The following is a 19,379-nucleotide window of genomic DNA, read 5'->3' as shown; positions in this document are numbered from 1 at the left end:
GGGGTCACCATCACGGTGACCCCGCCCCTTTCGTCTGCGACAGCCGGCGTTAGCCGAGCGTCAGCACGCCGTCCACACGCCGCGGGACGCCCAGCGGGTTGGCGTCGTGCAATGCCGGATGCAGCACACTTTCCGGGGCATCCTGGTAGGCCACCGGGCGTTGGAAGCGGCGTACCGCAGTGGCGCCAACGGAGGTGAACAGCGAGGTGGTGGCCGGGTAGGGGCCACCGTGCTGCTGGGCCCAGTTCACGGCAACACCCGTGGGCCAGCCATCGAACAGGACCCGGCCGGCCAAGGTGCTGAGCTGCTCCACCAACGCCGCAACATCTTCCCCGGGCTGCGCGTGGACAGTGCCAGTGAGGCTGCCTGGAACCTTTGCGAGGGCAGCGGACAGTTCCTCCTGGTTGGCGTACTCAATGAGCAGCGTGGTGGGGCCGAAGCACTCCTCCAACAGCTCATCGGGACGTTCCAGCACGTTGGCCGCACTGGTGGAGAACACCACGGGAGCGGCACCATCTGCCAGGCTGTCCTGCTGCACAGTGCCGCTGATGACGGCGACGCCCGGCTGGTCCGCGACGTGACGGAGTCCGTCCGGGTAGGCCTCAGCGATTCGCTCGGTGAGCATGGCGGCCGTGGGCTTGTCCTTGCTCGCCTCAGCGAGGTGCGACGCGAAGTCCGTCCCCTCCGGGATGAAGACCAACCCGGGCTTGGTGCAGAACTGGCCCGCACCCTGCGTGAAGGACCCTGCCAGGCCGGCAGCGAGCTGCTGTCCACGCTCGGCCAAGGCATCTGCCGTGATGACCACCGGGTTGAGGCTTCCCAGCTCGCCGTAGAACGGAATCGGTTCCGGGCGGGAGGACGCCAGATCGAACAGTGCGCGGCCGCCCGGGATGGAGCCAGTGAAACCCACGGCCTTGATGGCAGGATCCTGGACCAGTGCCGTGCCGGCCTCGCGTCCGCTGACCAACGCAAAGATCCCGTCAGGGGCTCCTGCCTTGGCCAGAGCTTCGATGACGATCTCAGCGGTCCGCTCGGAGAGGCGGAGGTGACCCGAGTGCGCCTTGACGATCACCGGGCAGCCGACGGCCAACGCGGACGCGGTGTCGCCGCCGGCCACGGAGAAAGCGAACGGGAAGTTCGACGCCGAGAACACGGCTACCGGGCCGATTGGACGCAGGATGCGGCGAAGGTCGGGCTTGGGCGGAGTAGCCGAGGGGTCAGCGTGATCAATCACGGCTTCGAGGTAGGAGCCCTCAGTGATGACATTGGCGAAAAGCCGCAGCTGCCCACTGGTCCTCGCAACCTCGCCGGTGAGCCGGGCAGTGCCAAGGCTGGTTTCCGAGTCCGCGATTGCCACCAGCTCAGTGACGTTGGCGTCCAGGGCATCGGCGACGGCGGTCAGCCACGCGGCGCGCTCGGCGTCGGAAGCTGCTGCGGCTGCTTTCGCCGCTGCAGTAGCTGCCGCTGTGACGGCGGTCAGGTCAAGAGTTGCTGTACTCAATGCGGTTTCCTTTACTCTCATGGGCGGAGTTCCCTGGGGCAGCCGTCTCTGGTGTGTGCGGCTGCCCGTTGAAGCCGAAGCCAAGCCCGGGAAGGCCTGACGAGGTGAGCCTGCTGTTGTGGATACGTACCGGGGAAGGTCCGGCCAGAATGCCGAGCTGCTGGAACGATGCATCCTCAACGTCTTCAACACTCACGGCTTCGGCCAGGGTGAGGGCCAGCTGTCCGGAGAGCTCCGGAAGCAGGTGCGGCGCCACCCTGGTGCTGTTGGCGCGGGCCAGCTCAACAATCCTGCGGAACGGGGTGATGCCGCCTACCCGGACGATGTTGGGCTGGATGATGTCCACGGCTTCAGCTTCGATGAAGTCGCGGAAGCGGTAGATCGTGTGGACGTTCTCGCCCAGTGCGATAGGGATGGGCGAGTGCTTGCGCAGGCGCCGGTAGGCCCAGAGGTCGTCGGCGCGGATCGGTTCTTCCAACCACTCCAGTCCGTACTCTCCCAACACATCCACGGCACGGAACGTATGGGCAATGTCCCATCGCTGGTTGGCGTCGATCATGAGCAGCCGGTCCGGGCCGATCACCTGGCGCACGGCGGCAACGCGTTCGGCGTCCTCCCGCAGCTCAGGTTTACCCACCTTGATCTTCACAGCGTTGTGCCCTGCGGCAACCCATCGCTGGGCTTGCTCCACCAACTGCTCCAGGGTGTAGTGCAGGTTGACGCCGGAGCCGTACACTTCCACGGATTCCTGGCGTTGACCCAGGAGTCCCGTGACGGACGTGCCCGCCTGGCTCGCCTTCAAGTCCCAAAGCGCAAGGTCAACACCAGCCATGGCGATGGTGGTCAGTCCTCCCCCGCCGGCCTCGTGCAGCCGCTTCCAGAGCTGGTCCCACACGATCTCCGGATTCGCCTCGAGTCCCAGGATGAACGGTGCGATGTCGTGGTCCAGCAAGGCTTTGACGGCTTGGGGGCCAATGGTGGGCGTCCACGAGAAACCGTGGCCGGTGCCGCCGTCGTCCGTGGTCAGTTCCGTGACGATCACATGGTTCTCAGGCGCCTCCGCACCCCAGCTGCGCAACAGCGGCACCGTGATCAGCCGGGTGGTGAGGCCCGTAATGCGGGCGGGCATCAGCTGCCGGCCAGCTCGTGGCCCTTGGCCAGGATGGACTTGAGCTCCAGCAGTTGTTCCTCGTTGGGGTCAACCAGCGGCGGACGGACCGGGCCCACAGGCAATCCGGCGAGCCGAAGACCTGCCTTGATGAGGGAGACACCGAAACCAGGAGTCTGGTCACGGAGACGAACCAGCGGCGCGTAGAAACCTTCAAGCAGGGCGTGGCGGCGCTCTTCGTCGCCGGACATGTACGCGTCGTAGTACGCCTTGGCGATTTCCGGAGCCATGGCGAACGCGGCAGAGGAGTACAGCGGGATGCCCAGGCCACGGTATGCACCCTGGGTCAGTTCGGCCGTCAGCAGGCCGTTGAACAGGGCGAAGTCGGTGCGTCCGCTGGCGTTGATGGCCGACACGATTTCCTGGGCCAGGCCGACGTCTCCGATTCCGTCCTTGAAGCCCACCACCTTCGGGTTGGCCGTGAGGCGGGTGATGGCGTCGGCCGTGAACTTGGCGGTACCGCGGTGGTACACGATCACGGGCAGGCTGCTCGCAGCAGCAATGGCCTCGACGTAGGCCACTACGCCGTCAGTTGGACCGGTAACCAGGTAGGGCGGGAGCACCAGGAGGGCATCCGCACCGGCTTCCTCGGCTACCTTGGCAGCGGCAATGGCGTGACCAAGCGGTCCGCCTGCACCGGAGACCACCGGAACAGCTCCGGCAACAGCCTCGACGGCGGCGGTCACCACAGTGCGGATCTCCTCCAGGGAGAGCGCATGGAACTCACCGGTGCCGCAGGCGGGGAACACGCCACCCGGGCCAAACGGCAGTCGGGAGGTGATGTGCTCCTTCAAGAGCGCCACATCTACGCTGCCGTCTTCGGCGAAGGGCGTGACGGGGAAGAACAGTACGCCGTCAAAGTTCATGGTGTCTCCTTGGTTGCTCCCGCCGGGACCAGGCCGGCGTGGATCTCGTCATTGAGTGCTGCTTGGGTGTTTGCTGCTTGTTCCGAGGCCGTGTCAGGCCCTTCGTAAGCGGGGGTAAGCTCGGTGCGCCACGTGCGCTTCGGCTCCCAGCCGAGGAGCTCACGGGCTTTGTCGATGGAGAATGCCGGGCTGGTGCCGGTCAGATGTTCGGTCAACGGACCGCTGCCTGGCAGGAAGCGCGGGAAGAGTTCTGCCAGCGGTGCCGTGGCCAAAGCATCCTTCGCTCCAACGAAGAACACCTCGCCATTGGGGATCGAGTCCATCTTGTTCAGGAGCACGTCCAGGAAATCGGCCACGTCCCGGGCGTCCACATAATTGAACTGGGCCGGAGCGGACAGGGCGGGATCATCCAGGCGTTCGCGGACCGTATGTCCCTGCTGCGTCAGTGCACCTTCCCATTCTTCCGGGGAGATGACGTAACACGGGCGGAATGCCGCGTACCTGATCTTCTCGCCCTGCGCGGCTGCGAACATCTGCACCGTCTGTTCGGCGATCAACTTGGACAGCGCATAGGCGTTCCACGGCTTGGGCGGCGTCTGCTCATCCAAAGGGAACGACGGCGGCAGCCACCCGGCCGGTGAGCCATAGCCCAGGGCGGTGGGGCTGCTTGCCGTCACGATCTTGAGTACGCCTGCGTCGGTGGCCGCACTGACCACTGCGTAGGCGAGCCGGGTGTTCGTGCTGAAGATGACGTCCTCGGGTGCGCTGAAAGGTACGGCAATAGCAGCGAGGTGGATGACGGCGTCGGGCGCTGTTTCCCGGATGAGCCGCTCCGCTTCCCCCGGCGCCAGCAGATCTGCGGTGTATTGCTCGGCTCCGGCCGGCAATTGCTCTGCCGGGATGGCATCCCGGTCAACCGAAATCACCGCGTGGCCGGCCTCCGCGAGGCCCGCCACGACGCTGCGGCCCAGTCGGCCGGAACCGCCGGTGACGAATATCCTGCTCATGGTCTTTTCCTTGCGTGGTTGGTGAACCGGTCAGGCCTGGCCGCGGCTGAGATCAGCGCCGAGGCCAAGTTCACTGATGCGGACGGGCAGGTCTGAGTCGAGGGATTGGTTGCCGGCGATGCCCACAGACACAGACCGGAGTCCATCGATGTAGCCGGACGGGCGGCCCAGCGGGTCGATGCCGGGGCCATTGAAGAGGTCCGAGAGCAGCAGGTTGTCGCCGCCACCGTGGCCACCTTCGCCGTTGATGATCGGGACCTCGTAGGCAGCTTCCCAGTGACGCTGGACAACAAGGCGTTCCCCGTTGCGGCGCACTGCGTCTTCTTCCTCGATGGGCGTCGCGCTCGGGTCAACCACTGTCTTCTTGTCGGTGCTGGATTCGACGGCGGCGCGCTCCACCACTTCGAGTTCAGCCCGGCCTTCGGTGCCGTTGACGGTGACGCGGTAGCCTTCCCACGGGCTGTGGGCGTTCAGGGAGTAGCTCAGAGTCGGTCCACCCTGGTAGTCCACCACCAGAGCGAGGTTGTCCTCGATGGTGATGCCCTCGGTGAAAACGTCCTGATCACGGATGTAACCGTCGAACTTCTCGTTGTCGTAGTACAGGGCCTTCAAACGCTCGTCCTCACGCATGTCCAGGCGGAACGGATCGTGTTCGAGGCCATCCACGGTGCCGCGCTCCGGACGGGCACCCAAGCCGCGCTCTGCAGCGTTCTTATCGCCGTAGAAGCGAAGGCCACCGGAGGCAAACACGCGCTCCGGAACATCGTTGATCCACCAGTTGACCAGGTCGAAGTGGTGCGAAGCCTTGTGGATGAGCAGGCCACCGGAGTTCTTCTTTTCGCGGTGCCAGCGGCGGAAGTAGTCGGCGCCGTGCACGGTATCCAGCACCCAGCTGAAGTCGATGGACGTGACCTTTCCGATCACGCCATTCTGGATGACTTCCTTGAGCGCGCTGTTGCGCGGCGAGTAGCGGTAGTTGAACGTCACCACCACGTTCCGGCCGGTTGTGGCTACGGCTTCGGTGATGCGGCGGCAGCCCTCAACGTCGATGGTGAGAGGCTTTTCAACCACGACGTCGGCACCCGCCTCAAGCGCCTCTACGATGTAGTCCGCGTGGGTGTAGTCGGGCGTCGTGACGATGACCCGCTCGATCCCATTGGACTGGATGAAGCTGGTGAGTTGGTCCGGCTCGAAGGATGCCACGGGCTCCGTTCCGCCCAGTTCCTTGATGAGTTCCTGGTAAAAATCCACACGTCCCTGATTGACGTCGGACAGGGCGATCAGTTCAGCGACGTCCGCGTGCTGCCCGTAAATTGCCCGGATGTACATCTCTGAGCGGCCGCCGGTTCCAATGAGGGCTATTCGGGTCCGCTGGGGGCCTTCGGTCCGGGCTGCGTGTGCGGCAGATGCGGTCTGGGTCTCGGCTGAGTCGACGTTGACCATGTTGGCCATGGGAGATGCCCCTTTCAAAAGGCAGGAGTGACCGCTTGACGGCCCGGCTTCGTGTGGGAAGAATCATGAGAAAGCGTTTTCTCAGAGCGTTATAAGCTTTGTATCAAGACTCTGGTGGTCACGTCAACCACTGCTCCAACGACGGAGCATCCGGGAGGCGAGCAATGGGAAGGGGCCGCATGGCACGCAGGAACACCAACAGGCGCGTTGGGATAGCCGACGTCGCGGAGAAAGCAGGCGTCTCGCACGCCACCGTATCCCGCGTCATGAACGGTAACGCCGCCGTGGATCCCGGGATCGCCGCACGCGTCCGGGCAGCCGCACTGGAACTTAAGTACCAACCCAACCCCGTGGGCCGTAGCCTTGCCCTGGGCAAGACAGACACCATTGGAATCGTGGTACCGGACCTGGCCAACCCCACCTTCCAGGCGATCCTCCGCGGGCTGAGCATCGCCGCCGCCCAGGACGGGTACCGCGTCCTCATTGCCGACTCCTCCGAAGTCACCAGCGAAGAAGCAATCCTGGCCGGCGAGGCCAGGAGGCGCTGCGACGGCGTGGTCCTTTGTGCGCCCCGCATGGGCGACGCCGAGCTCGAGGAACTGGCACCAACCCTGCATCCGCTGGTGCTCATCAACCGCACCACCATCGCCACCAACACTCCCAGCCTGAGCGTGGATTACGGGCAGGGCATCCAGGAGCTGGCCCACCATCTGGTATCGCTGGGGCACCGCCGCCTGGCTTTCCTCTCCGGCCCCGAGCACAGTGCCTCCAACCGCCAGCGCCTTGTCGGATTGGACCAGTTCCGGGCGGAACACCCTGAGATAGAGCTGCAGATGCTCCACGGCGGCTCCAACTTCGACTCCGGCCACGAATCCACCGAGGCCATCATCGCCAGTGGGGCTACAGGAATCCTGGCGTTCAACGACCTCGTTGCCATGGGCCTGCTCAGCGGCCTGCACGAGCGCGGGGTACGCGTGCCGGAGGACATCTCAGTGACCGGGTTCGACGACATCCCGTTCGCCAAATACACAACTCCCCCACTGACCACCGCGGCCGTGCCCATCAACGAGTTGGGAAGCCTGGCATGGCGGAGGATGCGCGAACAGATTCAGCAGGCCGGGGAGGCCACCACCCAGGCACAGGACGAATTCTCTCCCCGCGTGGAGATCCGCAAGAGCACGGCAGCCCCTGCCCTCTCCCCCGTGTAAACCAGCGATGCGGGGTGGTGACTGAGGGCCCATCCTGAAGATCATCTTGGGACCTCAGGACCCCGCGTTGCTCTACGGCAGGGGTGGCTGGGAGCCCACTCCGGCCTCTTTGTAGAAGCCTTGAATGTGGGCAGCAACAAGCTCAGCCGCCTTGCCGCCGTCGTTGTTGTTCACAGCGGTGAGAATGGCGCGGTGCTCGGCCCGGAGCCGGGCACAGGTTGCTTCCCAGTCGGGCAGATTCCCCGTCAGCTCGCCTGCGTAATTCTCGATTGCGCCCCTGAGCGAGGCCATCATGGCGCTGACCACCGAGTTGCCCGCGGCCTGCGCGAGCGCCACATGGAACCGGGCATCGAGGGCCAGGAAAGTGTCGATGTCCAGGGCCGCGTCCATCTGATCCAGCAACGCGGCAGCCTCCTCCAGCTCCGGCACACCCACGCGGGCCCGCTCGGCCGCCCACGATTCGAGCAGGACGCGGGTCTCCACAATGTCCGCCACCGGAAGATGCCGGGTGGCCACATGCAGCCGGAGGGTTGAACCCAGCGCAGACCCCGGCTCGGCGATGACCACTGTCCCCGCATCCTTCCCCGAGCCCACCCCGGCGCGGACTACTCCCATTGCCTCAAGAATCCTGACGGCTTCGCGCACGGATGTCCGGGAGACCTGCAATTGCTCAGCCATGGCACGCTCCCCCGGCAAGCGGCCACCCAGTGCGAGGTCTCCGTCAGACAACTGCTTCTCGATCCACTGCAGGACCAACTCGTGCGTACGCATACCGGAATACTAGTTGATGTGGTCCAACCACATGGATTACAGTGTGGTTAGACCACAGAGGCAGGACCACAGATTTCAAGGGAGAACCGCATGACCGACACCCTCGACCCCAAACTCACGGCCGCGCCCGCCAATGCCGGCAACGACCACAACGTGACGCGCCCCGAACAGCCGGCTCCCGCCGTCGGGCAGCGATCTGCCCTCCAGCCCCCGGCCCTCAAGCGCCGCGTTCCCAAGGTTTCCGATCTGGCGCCCCTGATGCAGTTCAAGAAGCCCGAATTCAGCAAGGCCGCCCGCCTGAAGCGGGCCAGCACCATCTGGGAACTGCGCGATATCGCCAAGCGCCGCACCCCGCAGGCACCCTTCGATTACACCGACGGCGCGGCCGAAGAAGAGATCACGCTGCGCCGGGCACGCCAGGCCTTCCAGGACATCGAATTCCGCCCGGGCATCCTGCGCGATGTTTCCACGATCGATCTCCGCACGGACATCCTCGGCAAGGAATCACGCCTGCCGTTTGGGATAGCACCCACTGGCTTCACCCGCATGATGCAGTCTGAAGGCGAGTACGCCGGCTCCCAGGCCGCAGAAGCCGCAGGCATTCCGTACACCCTTTCCACCATGGGCACAGCATCCATCGAGGACGTGGCAACCGCTGCTCCGAACGGCCGCAACTGGTTCCAGCTGTACCTGTGGACGGACCGCGACCGCTCGCTGGAACTCATCGAACGCGCCGCAAAAGCCGGCAACGATACCCTCATGGTCACCGTGGACACGGCAGTAGCCGGTGCGCGCCTGCGCGATGTGCGCAACGGCATGACCATCCCGCCGGCACTGACCCTGAAGACTGTGCTGGACGCGTCATACCGCCCGGCCTGGTGGTTCAACTTCCTCACGCACGAGCCCCTCACGTTCGCGTCGCTCTCGCGCTACACCGGCACCGTGGCGGACCTCATCAACTCGATGTTCGACCCCACCCTGACCTATCAGGACCTCGATTGGCTGCGGGAAACCTGGAAGGGCAAGCTGGTGGTCAAGGGCATCCAGACCGTCGAGGACGCCCGCAAGGTGGTGGATCACGGCGCCGACGGCATCATCCTGTCCAACCATGGCGGCCGCCAACTGGACCGCGCACCCATTCCGTTCCACCTGCTGCCGGAAGTTACTACGGCACTCAAGGCGGACAACAGCGACGCCGCCGTCATGCTGGACACGGGCATCATGAGCGGCGCCGACATTGTGGCAGCCCTTGCCCTGGGCGCCGACTTCGCACTGATCGGCCGCGCCTACCTCTACGGCCTGATGGCCGGCGGACGCGAGGGTGTGGACCGCACCATCCAGATCCTGGAGAAGGACATGACCCGGACCATGGCACTCCTCGGTGTGAGCAAGGTGGCGGACCTCAACCCGGATCACGTGCGGCTGCTCCAGCGCTAAAACAACCATGCAGGTAGCAGCAGAGGCCGTTGTGAAAGCTCGCAACGGCCTCTGCTGCTACCTCGCTGGTTTAAGGGTGCTAGATGAGGCCCTGGGCCAGCATCGCATCAGCTACCTTGACGAAGCCGCCAATGTTGGCGCCCACCACGTAGTTTCCGGGTGCGCCGTATTCCTCAGCCGTGGCTGCACAGCGATCGTGAATGCCCACCATGATCTCGGTGAGGCGCTGTTCGGTGTGCTCGAAGGACCATGAGTCCCGGCTGGCGTTCTGCTGCATCTCCAACGCGGAAGTAGCAACACCGCCCGCGTTCGCAGCCTTTCCCGGACCGAACAAAATCCCGGCTTCCTGGAACACGGACACGGCTGATCTCGTGGAGGGCATGTTGGCGCCTTCGGCCACGGCAATGAGGCCGTTGCTGACCAACTTGGCAGCGGCATCGCCGTCGAGTTCGTTCTGCGTGGCGCAGGGCAGCGCGACGGTGCCATTGACATCCCACACAGAACCTCCGGAGACGTGGCTGGCTCCGGAACGGCGGGCCGCATATTCAGTCAGGCGTGCGCGTTCCACTTCCTTGACTTGGCTCAACAGCCCGACGTCGATTCCCGCCTCATCCACGACGTAACCGGCGGAGTCGGAACAAGCCACCACGGTGGCGCCGAGGGACTGCGCCTTGGCGATGGCATGGATCGCAACATTGCCCGAGCCGGACACCACCACGCGCTGGCCATCGAACGACTGGCCCCGGGTCTTGAGCATCTCCTGGGCGAAGATCACCGTGCCGTAGCCGGTGGCCTCCGGCCGCACCAACGAGCCGCCCCACGAGATTCCCTTGCCCGTGAGGACCCCGGATTCGTAGCGGTTGGTGATGCGCTTGTACTGGCCGAAGAGGTAGCCGATTTCGCGGCCGCCAACGCCGATGTCTCCTGCGGGGACGTCCGTGTACTCGCCGATGTGGCGGTACAGCTCGGTCATGAAGGACTGGCAGAAACGCATGATTTCCGCGTCGGAACGTCCACGGGGGTCAAAGTCCGAGCCACCTTTGCCGCCACCGATCGGCATGCCGGTGAGGGCGTTCTTGAAGATCTGCTCAAAGCCCAGGAACTTGACGATGCCCAGGTACACGGACGGATGGAAGCGGAGCCCGCCCTTGTAGGGGCCCAACGCGGAGTTGAACTCCACCCGGAAGCCACGGTTGACGTGGACTCGTCCGGCGTCGTCGGTCCACGGGACGCGGAAGATGATCTGGCGCTCGGGTTCGCAGAGGCGCTCCAGGACTGCGCCCTCAAGGAACTCAGGGTGACGGTCATGAACGGGACCAAGGCTTTCGAAGACCTCAGTGACGGCCTGGTGGAATTCCTTCTCCCCCGGGTTACGCGCCAACACGGTGTCGCGGACAGCTTCGAGCCTTGAATCCATGCGTGTTCCTATCCTCAGTGCGCCGACCCGCGGCGAGACGATTAGTCCCGCTCATGGTTGCACCGAGGGACATAGGATCTCCATCCGGAGCCAATGTGACCCTTCCAGCGGAGTTAACACAACTGTAGAAAATCGTTGAAAACTCAAGGAAAGGCAAGGTTAACAAAAACTCACAATGTGAGGAGGATCACGTTAGCTTGGGGCTCGCTACCGTTTACGCCCGAACTTGGGGAGGTTTGGCAGGTTGGGAAGGTTCGCCAGGAGATCAGCAGCCTTGGTTGCGGCCCTGCCCACAGTGCGGCCAATCTGCTGCGGAACGGTGTCGTCCGACGAGAGGTCCACGGATACGGGCGTTTCGCTTGCGTGGACCTTGACGGCCTGGCTGATGGCGTCGGCGCGGGTAGGCACCTCGGGCGCACGGTCAGCGGCAACCGGCGCAACGGCAGGTACCTCAGCAGATGGCACACCAGCGGAAGGCGCGACGACGGTTGGCGCCGCGGGTCCGACGTCGAACGTTTCCAGCCAACTCGCGACGCCGGCGAGAGGCTTGGGATTGAGCGCGTAGAAGCGCTTTTGGCCCTGTGCGCGCATGCTGACCAGATCAGCCTCGCGGAGCACCTTAAGATGCTTGGAGATTGTGGGCTGGCTTGCAGCCAGTTCTTCCACCAATTCGCCTACTGCTTTATCCCCAGAGCGGAGGGAAACCAGGATGTCGCGCCTGGTTGCCTCAGCTATGACGGCAAATACGTCGTCAGTCACCATGCCTCCCACCCTAGCGACATATACGCCAAATGGCATCCCTGTTTCCTGCCGCGACAGCGTGCACTCGTTGACCCTGCAGGGGGCCGGTGCTACAACGGAGTCACGGTCCGTCCGGGCTCCCAGGCCCCGGCCGCCAAAAGCACGGGGTGCAGGGCTATGACTGACTTCTTCCGTCGGCATATTTTCAACATCATTGCCGCAGTCTTCCTGGCATTGTTCGTCCTGGTGTGGACCACCGTTCTGCTGCGCGTCGGGACGTGGGTGCCCACCGGCGTCGCGGTGGCACCTGAACTCAACGGCGCGTTGGTGACCGCAGCGGGAGTTCTCGCCACCTCGTTGAGTTCACTCACGGCGTCGGCCCTGGGCTTCACCATTGCCGAAGTCAAACGGGACAATGCCGAAGCCGGGAACGGCGGCCCCCTGGTGAACCCGGCAGCTGTTGCCAACCGGTTATCCGGCCGGGTGATCTTCGCCATCATGGTCTACATGACCATGGGCATGCTGGTCCTGGTGTTGTGGCTGTTCAAGGGCCAGGCGTCCACGGACCTCATTGGGGCGTTCGCATTGTCGCTGCTGGGTTGGCTGGTAGGGGCGGCGGGCGTCGTCTTCCAAACGGAGCGGACCACGCCCTGAGCAACCGGGGACTGCCGTCAGTCGAACCAGGGATCCAGTCCGTACAGCGGGAAGATCTCCTTGCGCGTTGCAATAACGGTACGGTCCACCTCGTCCGCAGGATCGTAGCCGACCTCCCACGAACGCCACCACACGTCTACGTCGTCGCCCATCGACTCCGGTGCCCACACGCCATACGTTTCCTTCACGTACGTCCGCCACGCTTCCGGAACAGGCGTGCGCAGCGGCACCGGGCGTTGAGTCACCATTCCGATCAAGTGGCTCCACGCCCGGGGAACCACGCCAGTGACGTCGTAACCACCACCCCCGGTGGCGATCCAGCGGTTGTCGCAGTAGCGGGCGGCCAGGCTTGCGACGGCGGAAGCTGCCTCACGCTGTCCGTCAACGCTGAGGTTGAGGTGCGTCAGGGGATCATCACGATGGGAATCGCAACCGTGCTGGCTGACAATCACTTCGGGCTGGAAAGCGCCCACGAGTTGCGGGACCACGGCGTGGAAGGCCCGCAGCCACGCCGCGTCACCTGTAAAGGCGGGAAGCGCAACGTTGACGGCAGTGCCCGGAGCGTCGGGGCCACCGGTTTCGTTGGCGAAGCCCGTCCCGGGGAACAGCGTGAGTCCTGTCTCGTGCAGGCTGATGGTCATGACCCTGGGATCGTTCCAGAAGATGCTCTGCGTCCCGTCGCCGTGATGCGCATCCACGTCGATGCTGACGATCCGCTGCACACCGCCGTCGAGCAGTCTTTGGATGGCCATGGCGACGTCGTTGTACACGCAAAAGCCGCTGGCACGCTCCCGAGCAGCGTGGTGCATGCCGCCGCTGAAGTTCACGGCGCGGACTGCCCGGCCGGACAGGATGGTGTCGGCCGCCAGCAGCGAACCACCGGCAAGGCGGGCACTGGCCTCATGCATGCCGGCAAACGCAGGATCGTCCTCAGTGCCCAGCCCACGGTCTTCTTCCGGATTGCCGGGGTCCTGGCTGACGCGGCGGACGGCCTCTACGTACCCGGCGCTGTGCACCGAAAGAAGTTCGACGTCGGTTGCCAGCCTGGGTGCCTCCACGGCCACATGCTGGTGCCCGAACAGCCCCAGGGACTCCGCCAGGCGCGCCGTCAGTTCCAGCCGTTGCGGGGCCATAGGGTGGCCCGGACCAAAGTTATAGGCAGTCATGGCTGGATCCCACACCACCGTCGTTGGCAGTGCGGACCGCGTAATGCTGGAAGCTGTTGTCCCAAGCCTGGAGTTCATCCAGAACAGGCTACCTGAGGCTGGACGGCGCTACCGCCCGGTTACGCCGCAGGAATAGTGGTTTACTACTCAGGAAAGCTTGTTTCAACCGAGGAAGAGCGCCATGTCTCAAAGCCAGTCGCGGTCCACCAGCCCGGCCAACTGGCAACCCAACCAGCAGGAGCGGGAAGGTCTCTGGATCTTCACCCGGGTGCGCGACTTCATTGACAACATTGCCAACACCTCACCTGCCCGCTTGGCGTTGACCGTGTTCGCAGTGGTGATCCTTGTATTTACGGGGTTACTGTCCTTGCCGGCCGCATCCTCGGAAGGTACCGTCACTCCACTCCACCAGGCCATGTTCACCGCTGTCTCCAGCGTCTGCGTCACGGGTCTGACAGTGGTATCCACGGCCACCCACTGGACCTTTTTTGGCCAGCTGGTCATCCTGGTGGGTATCTTCGTTGGCGGCCTCGGCACCCTGACACTCGCCTCGTTGCTGGCCCTCATGGTCAGCAAGCGGCTGGGTGTTCGTGGCAAACTCATCGCCCAGGAAGCCATGAACAACGCCGGACGCCTCGGCGAGGTGGGTACCCTGCTCCGGATCGTCATCGTCACATCAGTGGTCATTGAGGCGGCGTTGGCGTTGGCACTGATTCCGCGCTTCATGGTGCTCGGTGAGGACTTCTGGCAGTCCGTGTGGCACGGCGTTTTCTACTCGATTTCCGCTTTCAACAACGCTGGTTTCACGCCCCACTCCGATGGCATCGTCCCCTACGAAACCGACCTGTGGATCCTGATCCCGCTGATGCTGGGAGTGTTCCTGGGGAGTCTGGGCTTCCCGGTTGTGATGGTCCTCCAACAAAACGGGCTGAACTGGAAAAAGTGGAATCTCCACACCAAGCTCACCATCCAGGTCTCCTTCATCCTCCTCGCAGCAGGCACGGTGTTGTGGGCACTGATGGAGTGGGACAACGTGCGGACCATCGCGCATATGGACCTGGGCGACAAAATCACCCATTCGCTGTTTGCCTCCGTGATGACACGCTCGGGCGGCTTCAACCTGGTGGACCAGAACCATATGGAATCCACCACCATGCTCCTCACGGACGCCCTCATGTTCGCCGGCGGCGGCTCAGCTTCCACCGCCGGCGGCATCAAGGTAACCACCATCGCGGTCATGTTCCTGGCCATCATGGCCGAGGCCCGTGGTGACGCCGACGTGAAGGTCTATGGCCGCACCATCCCCCAAGGCACCATGCGCGTAGCCATCTCGGTGATCGTCGCAGGAGCCACTCTCGTGTCAGTGGCAGCGTTCCTGCTGCTGTCCATCAGCGGCGCCTCATTGGACCGGGTGCTTTTCGAATCCATCTCCGCCTTCGCCACCGTGGGACTGAGCACCAACCTCAGTGCCGAGCTGCCGCCGTCGGGCGTTTATGTTCTCACTGTCCTGATGTTCGCCGGCCGCGTCGGCACTGTCACCCTTGCTGCAGGCTTGGCCCTGCGCCAACGCAGCCAGCTGTACCACTACCCGGAAGAGAGGCCAATCATTGGCTAGTACCACGGGGGCCGCCAACCGCCCCGCCCACAACGCACCAGTGCTGGTTATTGGCCTTGGCCGGTTCGGTTCCGCGACCGCCGAGCAGTTGGTCAAGCAGGGCCGTGAAGTCCTGGCGATCGAACGCGACCGGACCCTCGTCCAGAAATGGGCGCCAGTGCTCACGCACGTGGTAGAGGCAGACGCCACCAACATCGACGCCTTGCGCCAGCTCGGTGCCCAGGAGTTCAGCTCCGCAGTAGTTGGCGTGGGAACGTCCATCGAATCCTCGGTGCTCATTACCGTAAACCTGGTGGACCTCGGCATCCAGCACCTGTGGGTCAAGGCCATCACGCCCTCGCACGGCAAAATCCTCACGCGGATCGGTGCCAACCACGTGATCTACCCCGAGGCCGATGCCGGCGTCCGTGCGGCCCACCTGGTGTCCGGCCGGATGCTGGACTTCATTGAATTCGACGACGACTACGCGATCGTCAAGATGTACCCGCCCAAGGAAACGGTGGGGTTCACGCTGGAAGAATCCAAGGTCCGCTCCAAGTACGGCGTGACGATCGTTGGCGTGAAAACCCCTGGCGAGGACTTCACCTATGCCAGGCCGGAAACCAAAGTGTCCGGACACGATATGTTGATCGTCTCCGGACACGTGGACTTGCTGGAGCGCTTCGCAGCGCGGCCGTAATCCCGCTGGGGTTTTTGTAAACTAACGCCCCTAAGAGCGGCTCTTAGGGGCGTTAGCTGTACGAAAACTCAGCCGAGCTGCTTGGTGATCTCCGCTGCGCGGGCGGCAGCTGCGCGGGCACCGTCCGCGATGATCTTGGGGATGCCACCATCGTCAAACGCGGCAATGGCGCGTTCAGTGGTGCCGTTGGGGCTTGTCACGGCGACGCGGAGGGCGGTGGGATCTGCTCCCGGTTCGGCCAACATGAAGCCGGCGCCCGCCACGGTTTCGCGGGCCAGCATCACGGACAGTTCAGCATCCAGGCCAAGCTCGACGCCGGCGGCGGCCATCGCTTCGGCCAGATAGAAGGCGTAAGCAGGGCCGGAGCCGCTGATCGCGGACAAGGCATCCACCTGTTCTTCAGGAATCTCCACCACCGTACCGGCGCCGGCCAGGGCCTTTTTGGCTTTTTCGAGCTGTTCAGGAGAGCAATGTGTTCCCGGGGAAACAGACACTACGCCGCGTCCCAGCCTGGCTGGGGTGTTCGGCATGGTGCGGATGACCGGCTGGCCTTCCGGGAGGGCTGCTTCAAGCTGGGCGATGGAAACCGCTGCGGCAACGCTGACAACAATGGTGTCCTTCGCAAGCGCCGGGCTGATCTCGCGGGCAAGATCCGTAATGCCCACCGGCTTGACGCCCAGGATGACTATGCCGGAGCCCTTGGTGGCCAGCTTGTTATTGTCCGGCTCCTCCTCGCCCGCGATCGCCATGACGTGGTGGCGTTGGGCCAGTTCGTCGGCGCGCTCTGCCCGGCGGACCGTGGCCACAATGTCGGACGGGTCTGTCCCGGCGGCAATCAGGCCACCCAGAATTGCTTCGTTCATGGATCCACAGCCAAGGAATGCGATTCGGTTGCTCATTGCTCCATCATTGCAGTTGGCCTCCGGCGGGGTCTAACGGATTCCGGATTCCCAGCTTGTTCCCAAGGTTATTGCAGGCAGCACCCATTCTTGGTCCGTAACTTAGTAGTTACCTCATTGAGGGTGCGAGTGATGAGGCGGGCATGGGGATGTCCGCCAGCAGCACCGGTGGCCGGGCGGGTTTTCCCCCATTTCCCGATTCGGCCGCCGGTGCTTTCGCTCTTAAGCCACAAAGCATTGCGGCCTTTAAAGCACAGCGGCCGCCACCCCTTTCAGGACGGCAGCCGCTGGATGAGGTTCGACGCCGCTAGTTCTCCACGCTTCGCACCAACGGAACGCTGAGGTGCTGGCGTGCAAACCGCAGGGTTTCGGCGAGCATCTCCTCGCGCTCCCCCGCTACCTTGGCTTTGCGGGTGGAAATCTCGGCCACAACAACACCATCGAAGCCGCTGGACGCCAAGTGCTGCAAGGCCTCCGCGCACTGCTGCGTCCCTGTGCCCGGCACCAGGTGCTCGTCCTTGCCCGATCCCGAGCCGTCGGTGAGGTGGACGTGCCGGAGCTTGTTCCCCAACGCCTTGATGGCTTCCAAACTGTTGGCACCTGCAGTGGCGGCGTGCGAGAAGTCCCACGTGACGTCGTCGTAATCCTGCCCCAAGGGATCCCAGTGCGGCAGGTAGGCCACTGCTTCCCGGCCACGGACCCGCCACGGGTACATGTTCTCCACGGCGATGCGTACTTGGTACGTCGATGCGATCTCGCGGACACCCTCCACAAAGTTCTCGGCATAGTTGGACTGCCAGCGGAACGGCGGATGCACCACCACGGTGTCACATCCCACGTCCACGGCCATCTGGCAGGATTTCTCGATCTTGTTCCACGCCGTACCCCATACCTGTTGCGTCAGCAGCAGTGTGGGCGCATGGATGGAGACGATCTCCTGGTGGTAGCGGTGGCTGAGCTGGATCAGCGCGTCCGGGTTCTGGCTCACCGCATTGTTGGTGACCATCACCTCCACGCCCTCATACCCCAGGTCCTGGGCCACAGCAAAGGCATCGTGGACACTCAGGGGGTAGACGGACGCGCTGGACAGCGCCACTGGAATCTGGCGGTCATTCACTTCAGGATCGACGTCGTTGCTCATCTCAGGAGGCCAGCCCGCCTGCCACGGGGGCTGGGATGGGTGTGGGGGACGGGGTGTTTACAGGGACCGGAAATTTATCAATCATGCCTTGCGCCTCGTGGCTGTCTTTCGAGTGGCTATCTTCCTTCGCAGCCTTCTTCTTCGACTTGTCCTTCTTGCGCTTGCCTACGTGGGGAGCAGGATCGAGGGCTTCTTCGAAGACCAGCTGGTCAAGTCGCCGCAGGATCAAGCCTTCACGGAGCGCCCACGGGCAGATCTCCATTTTGGGGAATTCAAAGAGCTCCAACGCAGCCTCGGCAACCAGTGCCCCGGCCAACAACTGGCGCGCCCGGGCATCTGAGACGCCAGGGAGGTACAGCCGGTCTTCCACCGTCATGGCCGAAATTCGCTGGGCCCACAAGCCCAGGTCAGCCGCGTGGAGCTCGCGTTTAACGTACGGTCCTGCACCGCTCGGCGCTGCCCCGGCAATCCGGGCCAAAGAACGGAAAGTCTTGGACGTGCCAGCCACCAGGTTGGCACGGCCCAGCTCGTGGAAGTTCCGAACCACTGGCTTCAGCGTGGAGCGGATGTAACGCCGCAACTCCTTGACGCTTTTGGCAGTGGGAGGGTCGTCATGGAGCCAGTCCCTGGTCAGGCGGCTGGCACCCAAAGGAACCGACGTCGCAAATTCCGGCAGTTCATCGGTACCGTAAGCCATTTCGAAGGAACCGCCGCCGATGTCCAGGTCCAGGATCGGTCCCGCTCCCCAGCCATACCAACGGCGGACGGCAAAGAAGGTCATGGAGGCTTCTTCGCTGCCCGTCAGTTCCTGGAGGGTCACCGTGGTTTCGTGCTTGACCCTGGCCAGGACTTCCGGACCGTTGGTCGCTTCGCGGATGGCCGAGGTACAAAATGCCAGGAGGTCCTCGGCCTTGTGACTTGCCGCAAACTCCCACGCTTCCAGGACAAACTCAATGAGTTCGTGCTGCCCGGCGTCGTTGATATTCCCGTCACCGTCAAGGTACTGCACCAGCGAGAGAGGCCGTTTGTGGGAAGCGAACGCCACCGGACGCGCGCCCGGATGAGCATCCACAAGCAGCAGATGGACGGTGTTGGAACCGATGTCTAGAACGCCAAGACGCATTCTGCCATTATTCACCGATTCGAAGCCCGTGAAGCAACTTGGCGGCGACGTTTCGCTGACTGGACGGTGGCTGGTGGCTTGCGTGAACCCTATTCGGCGGAATCCCCGGCTTCGTCAGCCCGCTTGAAGTCGCGGCGGATGTTGGCAATGCCTTCGGGATCGATTTCGAAGCCGAATTCACTCCCAGGGTTGATCACCATGCCCAGTTCGTCCCCGATGTTGCCCAGGATCGCAGACCCCATGGTGCCCAGGACGTGCGGGGCAGCGTCGAGGAAACGCTCGTCCACGCGGCTCGGGTGGCTGAAAACGGCAAGGACCGGCTGGCCATCGGCGTTTGACAGCACCAGCGGCTCAACAGAGGAATCCGGGCCGTCCACGGCTTCTGAGCTGACCAGGTAGACCTCGTTGTTCAGGAAAGCAAGGATGACATCCACCGGGTTCGCGTCCGGCTGTTCGGCCGAGGCAAGCTTTGCCTCGAGGTCGTTCAAGGGTTCGTTGTCCGGAGAAACGGTCTGTTCAGTCATGCTTCTACTC

General features: G+C 63.8%; 18 protein-coding genes. 5 read left to right on the top strand and 13 right to left on the bottom strand.

The window, feature by feature from the left end; translation table 11 throughout:
* Positions 1-49: 49 nt before the first annotated feature.
* Genes BLW08_RS19980 through BLW08_RS19960 form a run of 5 tightly spaced genes read right to left on the bottom strand, consistent with a single transcriptional unit; the run spans position 50 to position 5,985 of the window.
* Positions 50-1,501, bottom strand: a complete 1,452-nt coding sequence (locus BLW08_RS19980; protein WP_091327520.1) for an aldehyde dehydrogenase (NADP(+)) — start codon at positions 1,499-1,501, stop codon at positions 50-52.
* Entirely contained in the window at positions 1,482-2,630 is a 1,149-nt protein-coding gene (locus BLW08_RS19975; RefSeq protein ID WP_091327519.1) for a mandelate racemase/muconate lactonizing enzyme family protein, read from the bottom strand. The genes BLW08_RS19980 and BLW08_RS19975 overlap by 20 nt, the downstream gene beginning before the upstream one ends.
* Positions 2,630-3,535 (bottom strand): 5-dehydro-4-deoxyglucarate dehydratase, encoded by a 906-nt coding sequence (locus tag BLW08_RS19970; protein ID WP_090816751.1) that lies wholly within the window; start codon positions 3,533-3,535, stop codon positions 2,630-2,632. Before BLW08_RS19970 ends, BLW08_RS19975 begins: the two co-directional genes overlap by 1 nt.
* On the bottom strand, positions 3,532-4,542 hold the full coding sequence (locus BLW08_RS19965; protein WP_090816749.1) for an NAD-dependent epimerase/dehydratase family protein: 1,011 nt from the start codon (positions 4,540-4,542) through the stop codon (positions 3,532-3,534). The genes BLW08_RS19970 and BLW08_RS19965 overlap by 4 nt, the downstream gene beginning before the upstream one ends.
* 30 nt (positions 4,543-4,572) lie before the next feature.
* A complete protein-coding gene (locus BLW08_RS19960; protein ID WP_090819000.1) occupies positions 4,573-5,985 on the bottom strand; it encodes a Gfo/Idh/MocA family protein in 1,413 nt (470 codons plus the stop codon).
* Between the two features lie 188 nt (positions 5,986-6,173).
* On the opposite strand from BLW08_RS19960, the gene BLW08_RS19955 reads away from it, so the two are divergent.
* Positions 6,174-7,202: a LacI family DNA-binding transcriptional regulator gene (locus tag BLW08_RS19955; RefSeq protein ID WP_090816747.1), complete on the top strand. Its 1,029-nt coding sequence runs from the start codon at positions 6,174-6,176 to the stop codon at positions 7,200-7,202.
* Positions 7,203-7,274: 72 nt separating this feature from the next.
* On the opposite strand, the gene BLW08_RS19950 is transcribed toward BLW08_RS19955, so the two are convergent.
* The gene (locus BLW08_RS19950; RefSeq protein WP_090816744.1) at positions 7,275-7,973 is read right to left on the bottom strand and encodes a FadR/GntR family transcriptional regulator; all 699 of its coding nucleotides are present in this window, start codon (positions 7,971-7,973) and stop codon (positions 7,275-7,277) included.
* A 90-nt stretch (positions 7,974-8,063) separates the two neighbouring features.
* On the opposite strand from BLW08_RS19950, the gene BLW08_RS19945 reads away from it, so the two are divergent.
* Entirely contained in the window at positions 8,064-9,410 is a 1,347-nt protein-coding gene (locus BLW08_RS19945; RefSeq protein ID WP_090816741.1) for an alpha-hydroxy acid oxidase, read from the top strand.
* A 79-nt stretch (positions 9,411-9,489) separates the two neighbouring features.
* Here BLW08_RS19945 and gdhA read toward each other — a convergent pair whose 3' ends face one another.
* Positions 9,490-10,827 carry an NADP-specific glutamate dehydrogenase gene (gene gdhA / locus BLW08_RS19940; protein ID WP_090816738.1) on the bottom strand — a complete coding sequence of 446 codons (1,338 nt, stop codon included), beginning with the start codon at positions 10,825-10,827 and terminating at the stop codon, positions 9,490-9,492.
* 207 nt (positions 10,828-11,034) lie between these two features.
* On the bottom strand, positions 11,035-11,589 hold the full coding sequence (locus BLW08_RS19935; protein WP_090818996.1) for an ArsR/SmtB family transcription factor: 555 nt from the start codon (positions 11,587-11,589) through the stop codon (positions 11,035-11,037).
* Between the two features lie 156 nt (positions 11,590-11,745).
* Between BLW08_RS19935 and BLW08_RS19930 the strand changes: the two genes are divergently transcribed.
* Positions 11,746-12,222 (top strand): hypothetical protein, encoded by a 477-nt coding sequence (locus tag BLW08_RS19930; RefSeq protein ID WP_090816735.1) that lies wholly within the window; start codon positions 11,746-11,748, stop codon positions 12,220-12,222.
* 17 nt (positions 12,223-12,239) lie between these two features.
* Here BLW08_RS19930 and BLW08_RS19925 read toward each other — a convergent pair whose 3' ends face one another.
* Positions 12,240-13,466, bottom strand: coding sequence for an acetoin utilization protein AcuC (locus tag BLW08_RS19925; protein ID WP_090816732.1), 1,227 nt, complete (start codon positions 13,464-13,466; stop codon positions 12,240-12,242).
* A 103-nt stretch (positions 13,467-13,569) separates the two neighbouring features.
* Between BLW08_RS19925 and BLW08_RS19920 the strand changes: the two genes are divergently transcribed.
* Complete coding sequence (locus BLW08_RS19920) at positions 13,570-15,003, top strand: TrkH family potassium uptake protein (protein WP_091327514.1); 1,434 nt, start codon at positions 13,570-13,572, stop codon at positions 15,001-15,003.
* Positions 14,996-15,682, top strand: a complete 687-nt coding sequence (locus BLW08_RS19915) for a potassium channel family protein (protein ID WP_026541351.1) — start codon at positions 14,996-14,998, stop codon at positions 15,680-15,682. Before BLW08_RS19920 ends, BLW08_RS19915 begins: the two co-directional genes overlap by 8 nt.
* A gap of 68 nt (positions 15,683-15,750) precedes the next feature.
* On the opposite strand, the gene proC is transcribed toward BLW08_RS19915, so the two are convergent.
* From proC to BLW08_RS19895, 4 genes are all read right to left on the bottom strand, one after another.
* Complete coding sequence (gene proC / locus BLW08_RS19910; RefSeq protein ID WP_090816726.1) at positions 15,751-16,581, bottom strand: pyrroline-5-carboxylate reductase; 831 nt, start codon at positions 16,579-16,581, stop codon at positions 15,751-15,753.
* A 307-nt stretch (positions 16,582-16,888) separates the two neighbouring features.
* A complete protein-coding gene (locus BLW08_RS19905; protein ID WP_090816723.1) occupies positions 16,889-17,722 on the bottom strand; it encodes a sugar phosphate isomerase/epimerase family protein in 834 nt (277 codons plus the stop codon).
* A gap of 1 nt (position 17,723) precedes the next feature.
* Positions 17,724-18,845, bottom strand: a complete 1,122-nt coding sequence (locus tag BLW08_RS19900) for a Ppx/GppA phosphatase family protein (RefSeq protein ID WP_091327511.1) — start codon at positions 18,843-18,845, stop codon at positions 17,724-17,726.
* An 89-nt stretch (positions 18,846-18,934) separates the two neighbouring features.
* Positions 18,935-19,369 carry an SseB family protein gene (locus BLW08_RS19895; protein WP_091327509.1) on the bottom strand — a complete coding sequence of 145 codons (435 nt, stop codon included), beginning with the start codon at positions 19,367-19,369 and terminating at the stop codon, positions 18,935-18,937.
* Between the last annotated feature and the right edge of the window lie 10 nt (positions 19,370-19,379).

This window comes from Arthrobacter sp. cf158, from assembly GCF_900106835.1.
Taxonomy (GTDB): Bacteria; Actinomycetota; Actinomycetes; order Actinomycetales; family Micrococcaceae; genus Arthrobacter.
Note: the sequence above shows the minus strand (reverse complement) of the source record. Positions and strands in the feature narration are given on the sequence as shown.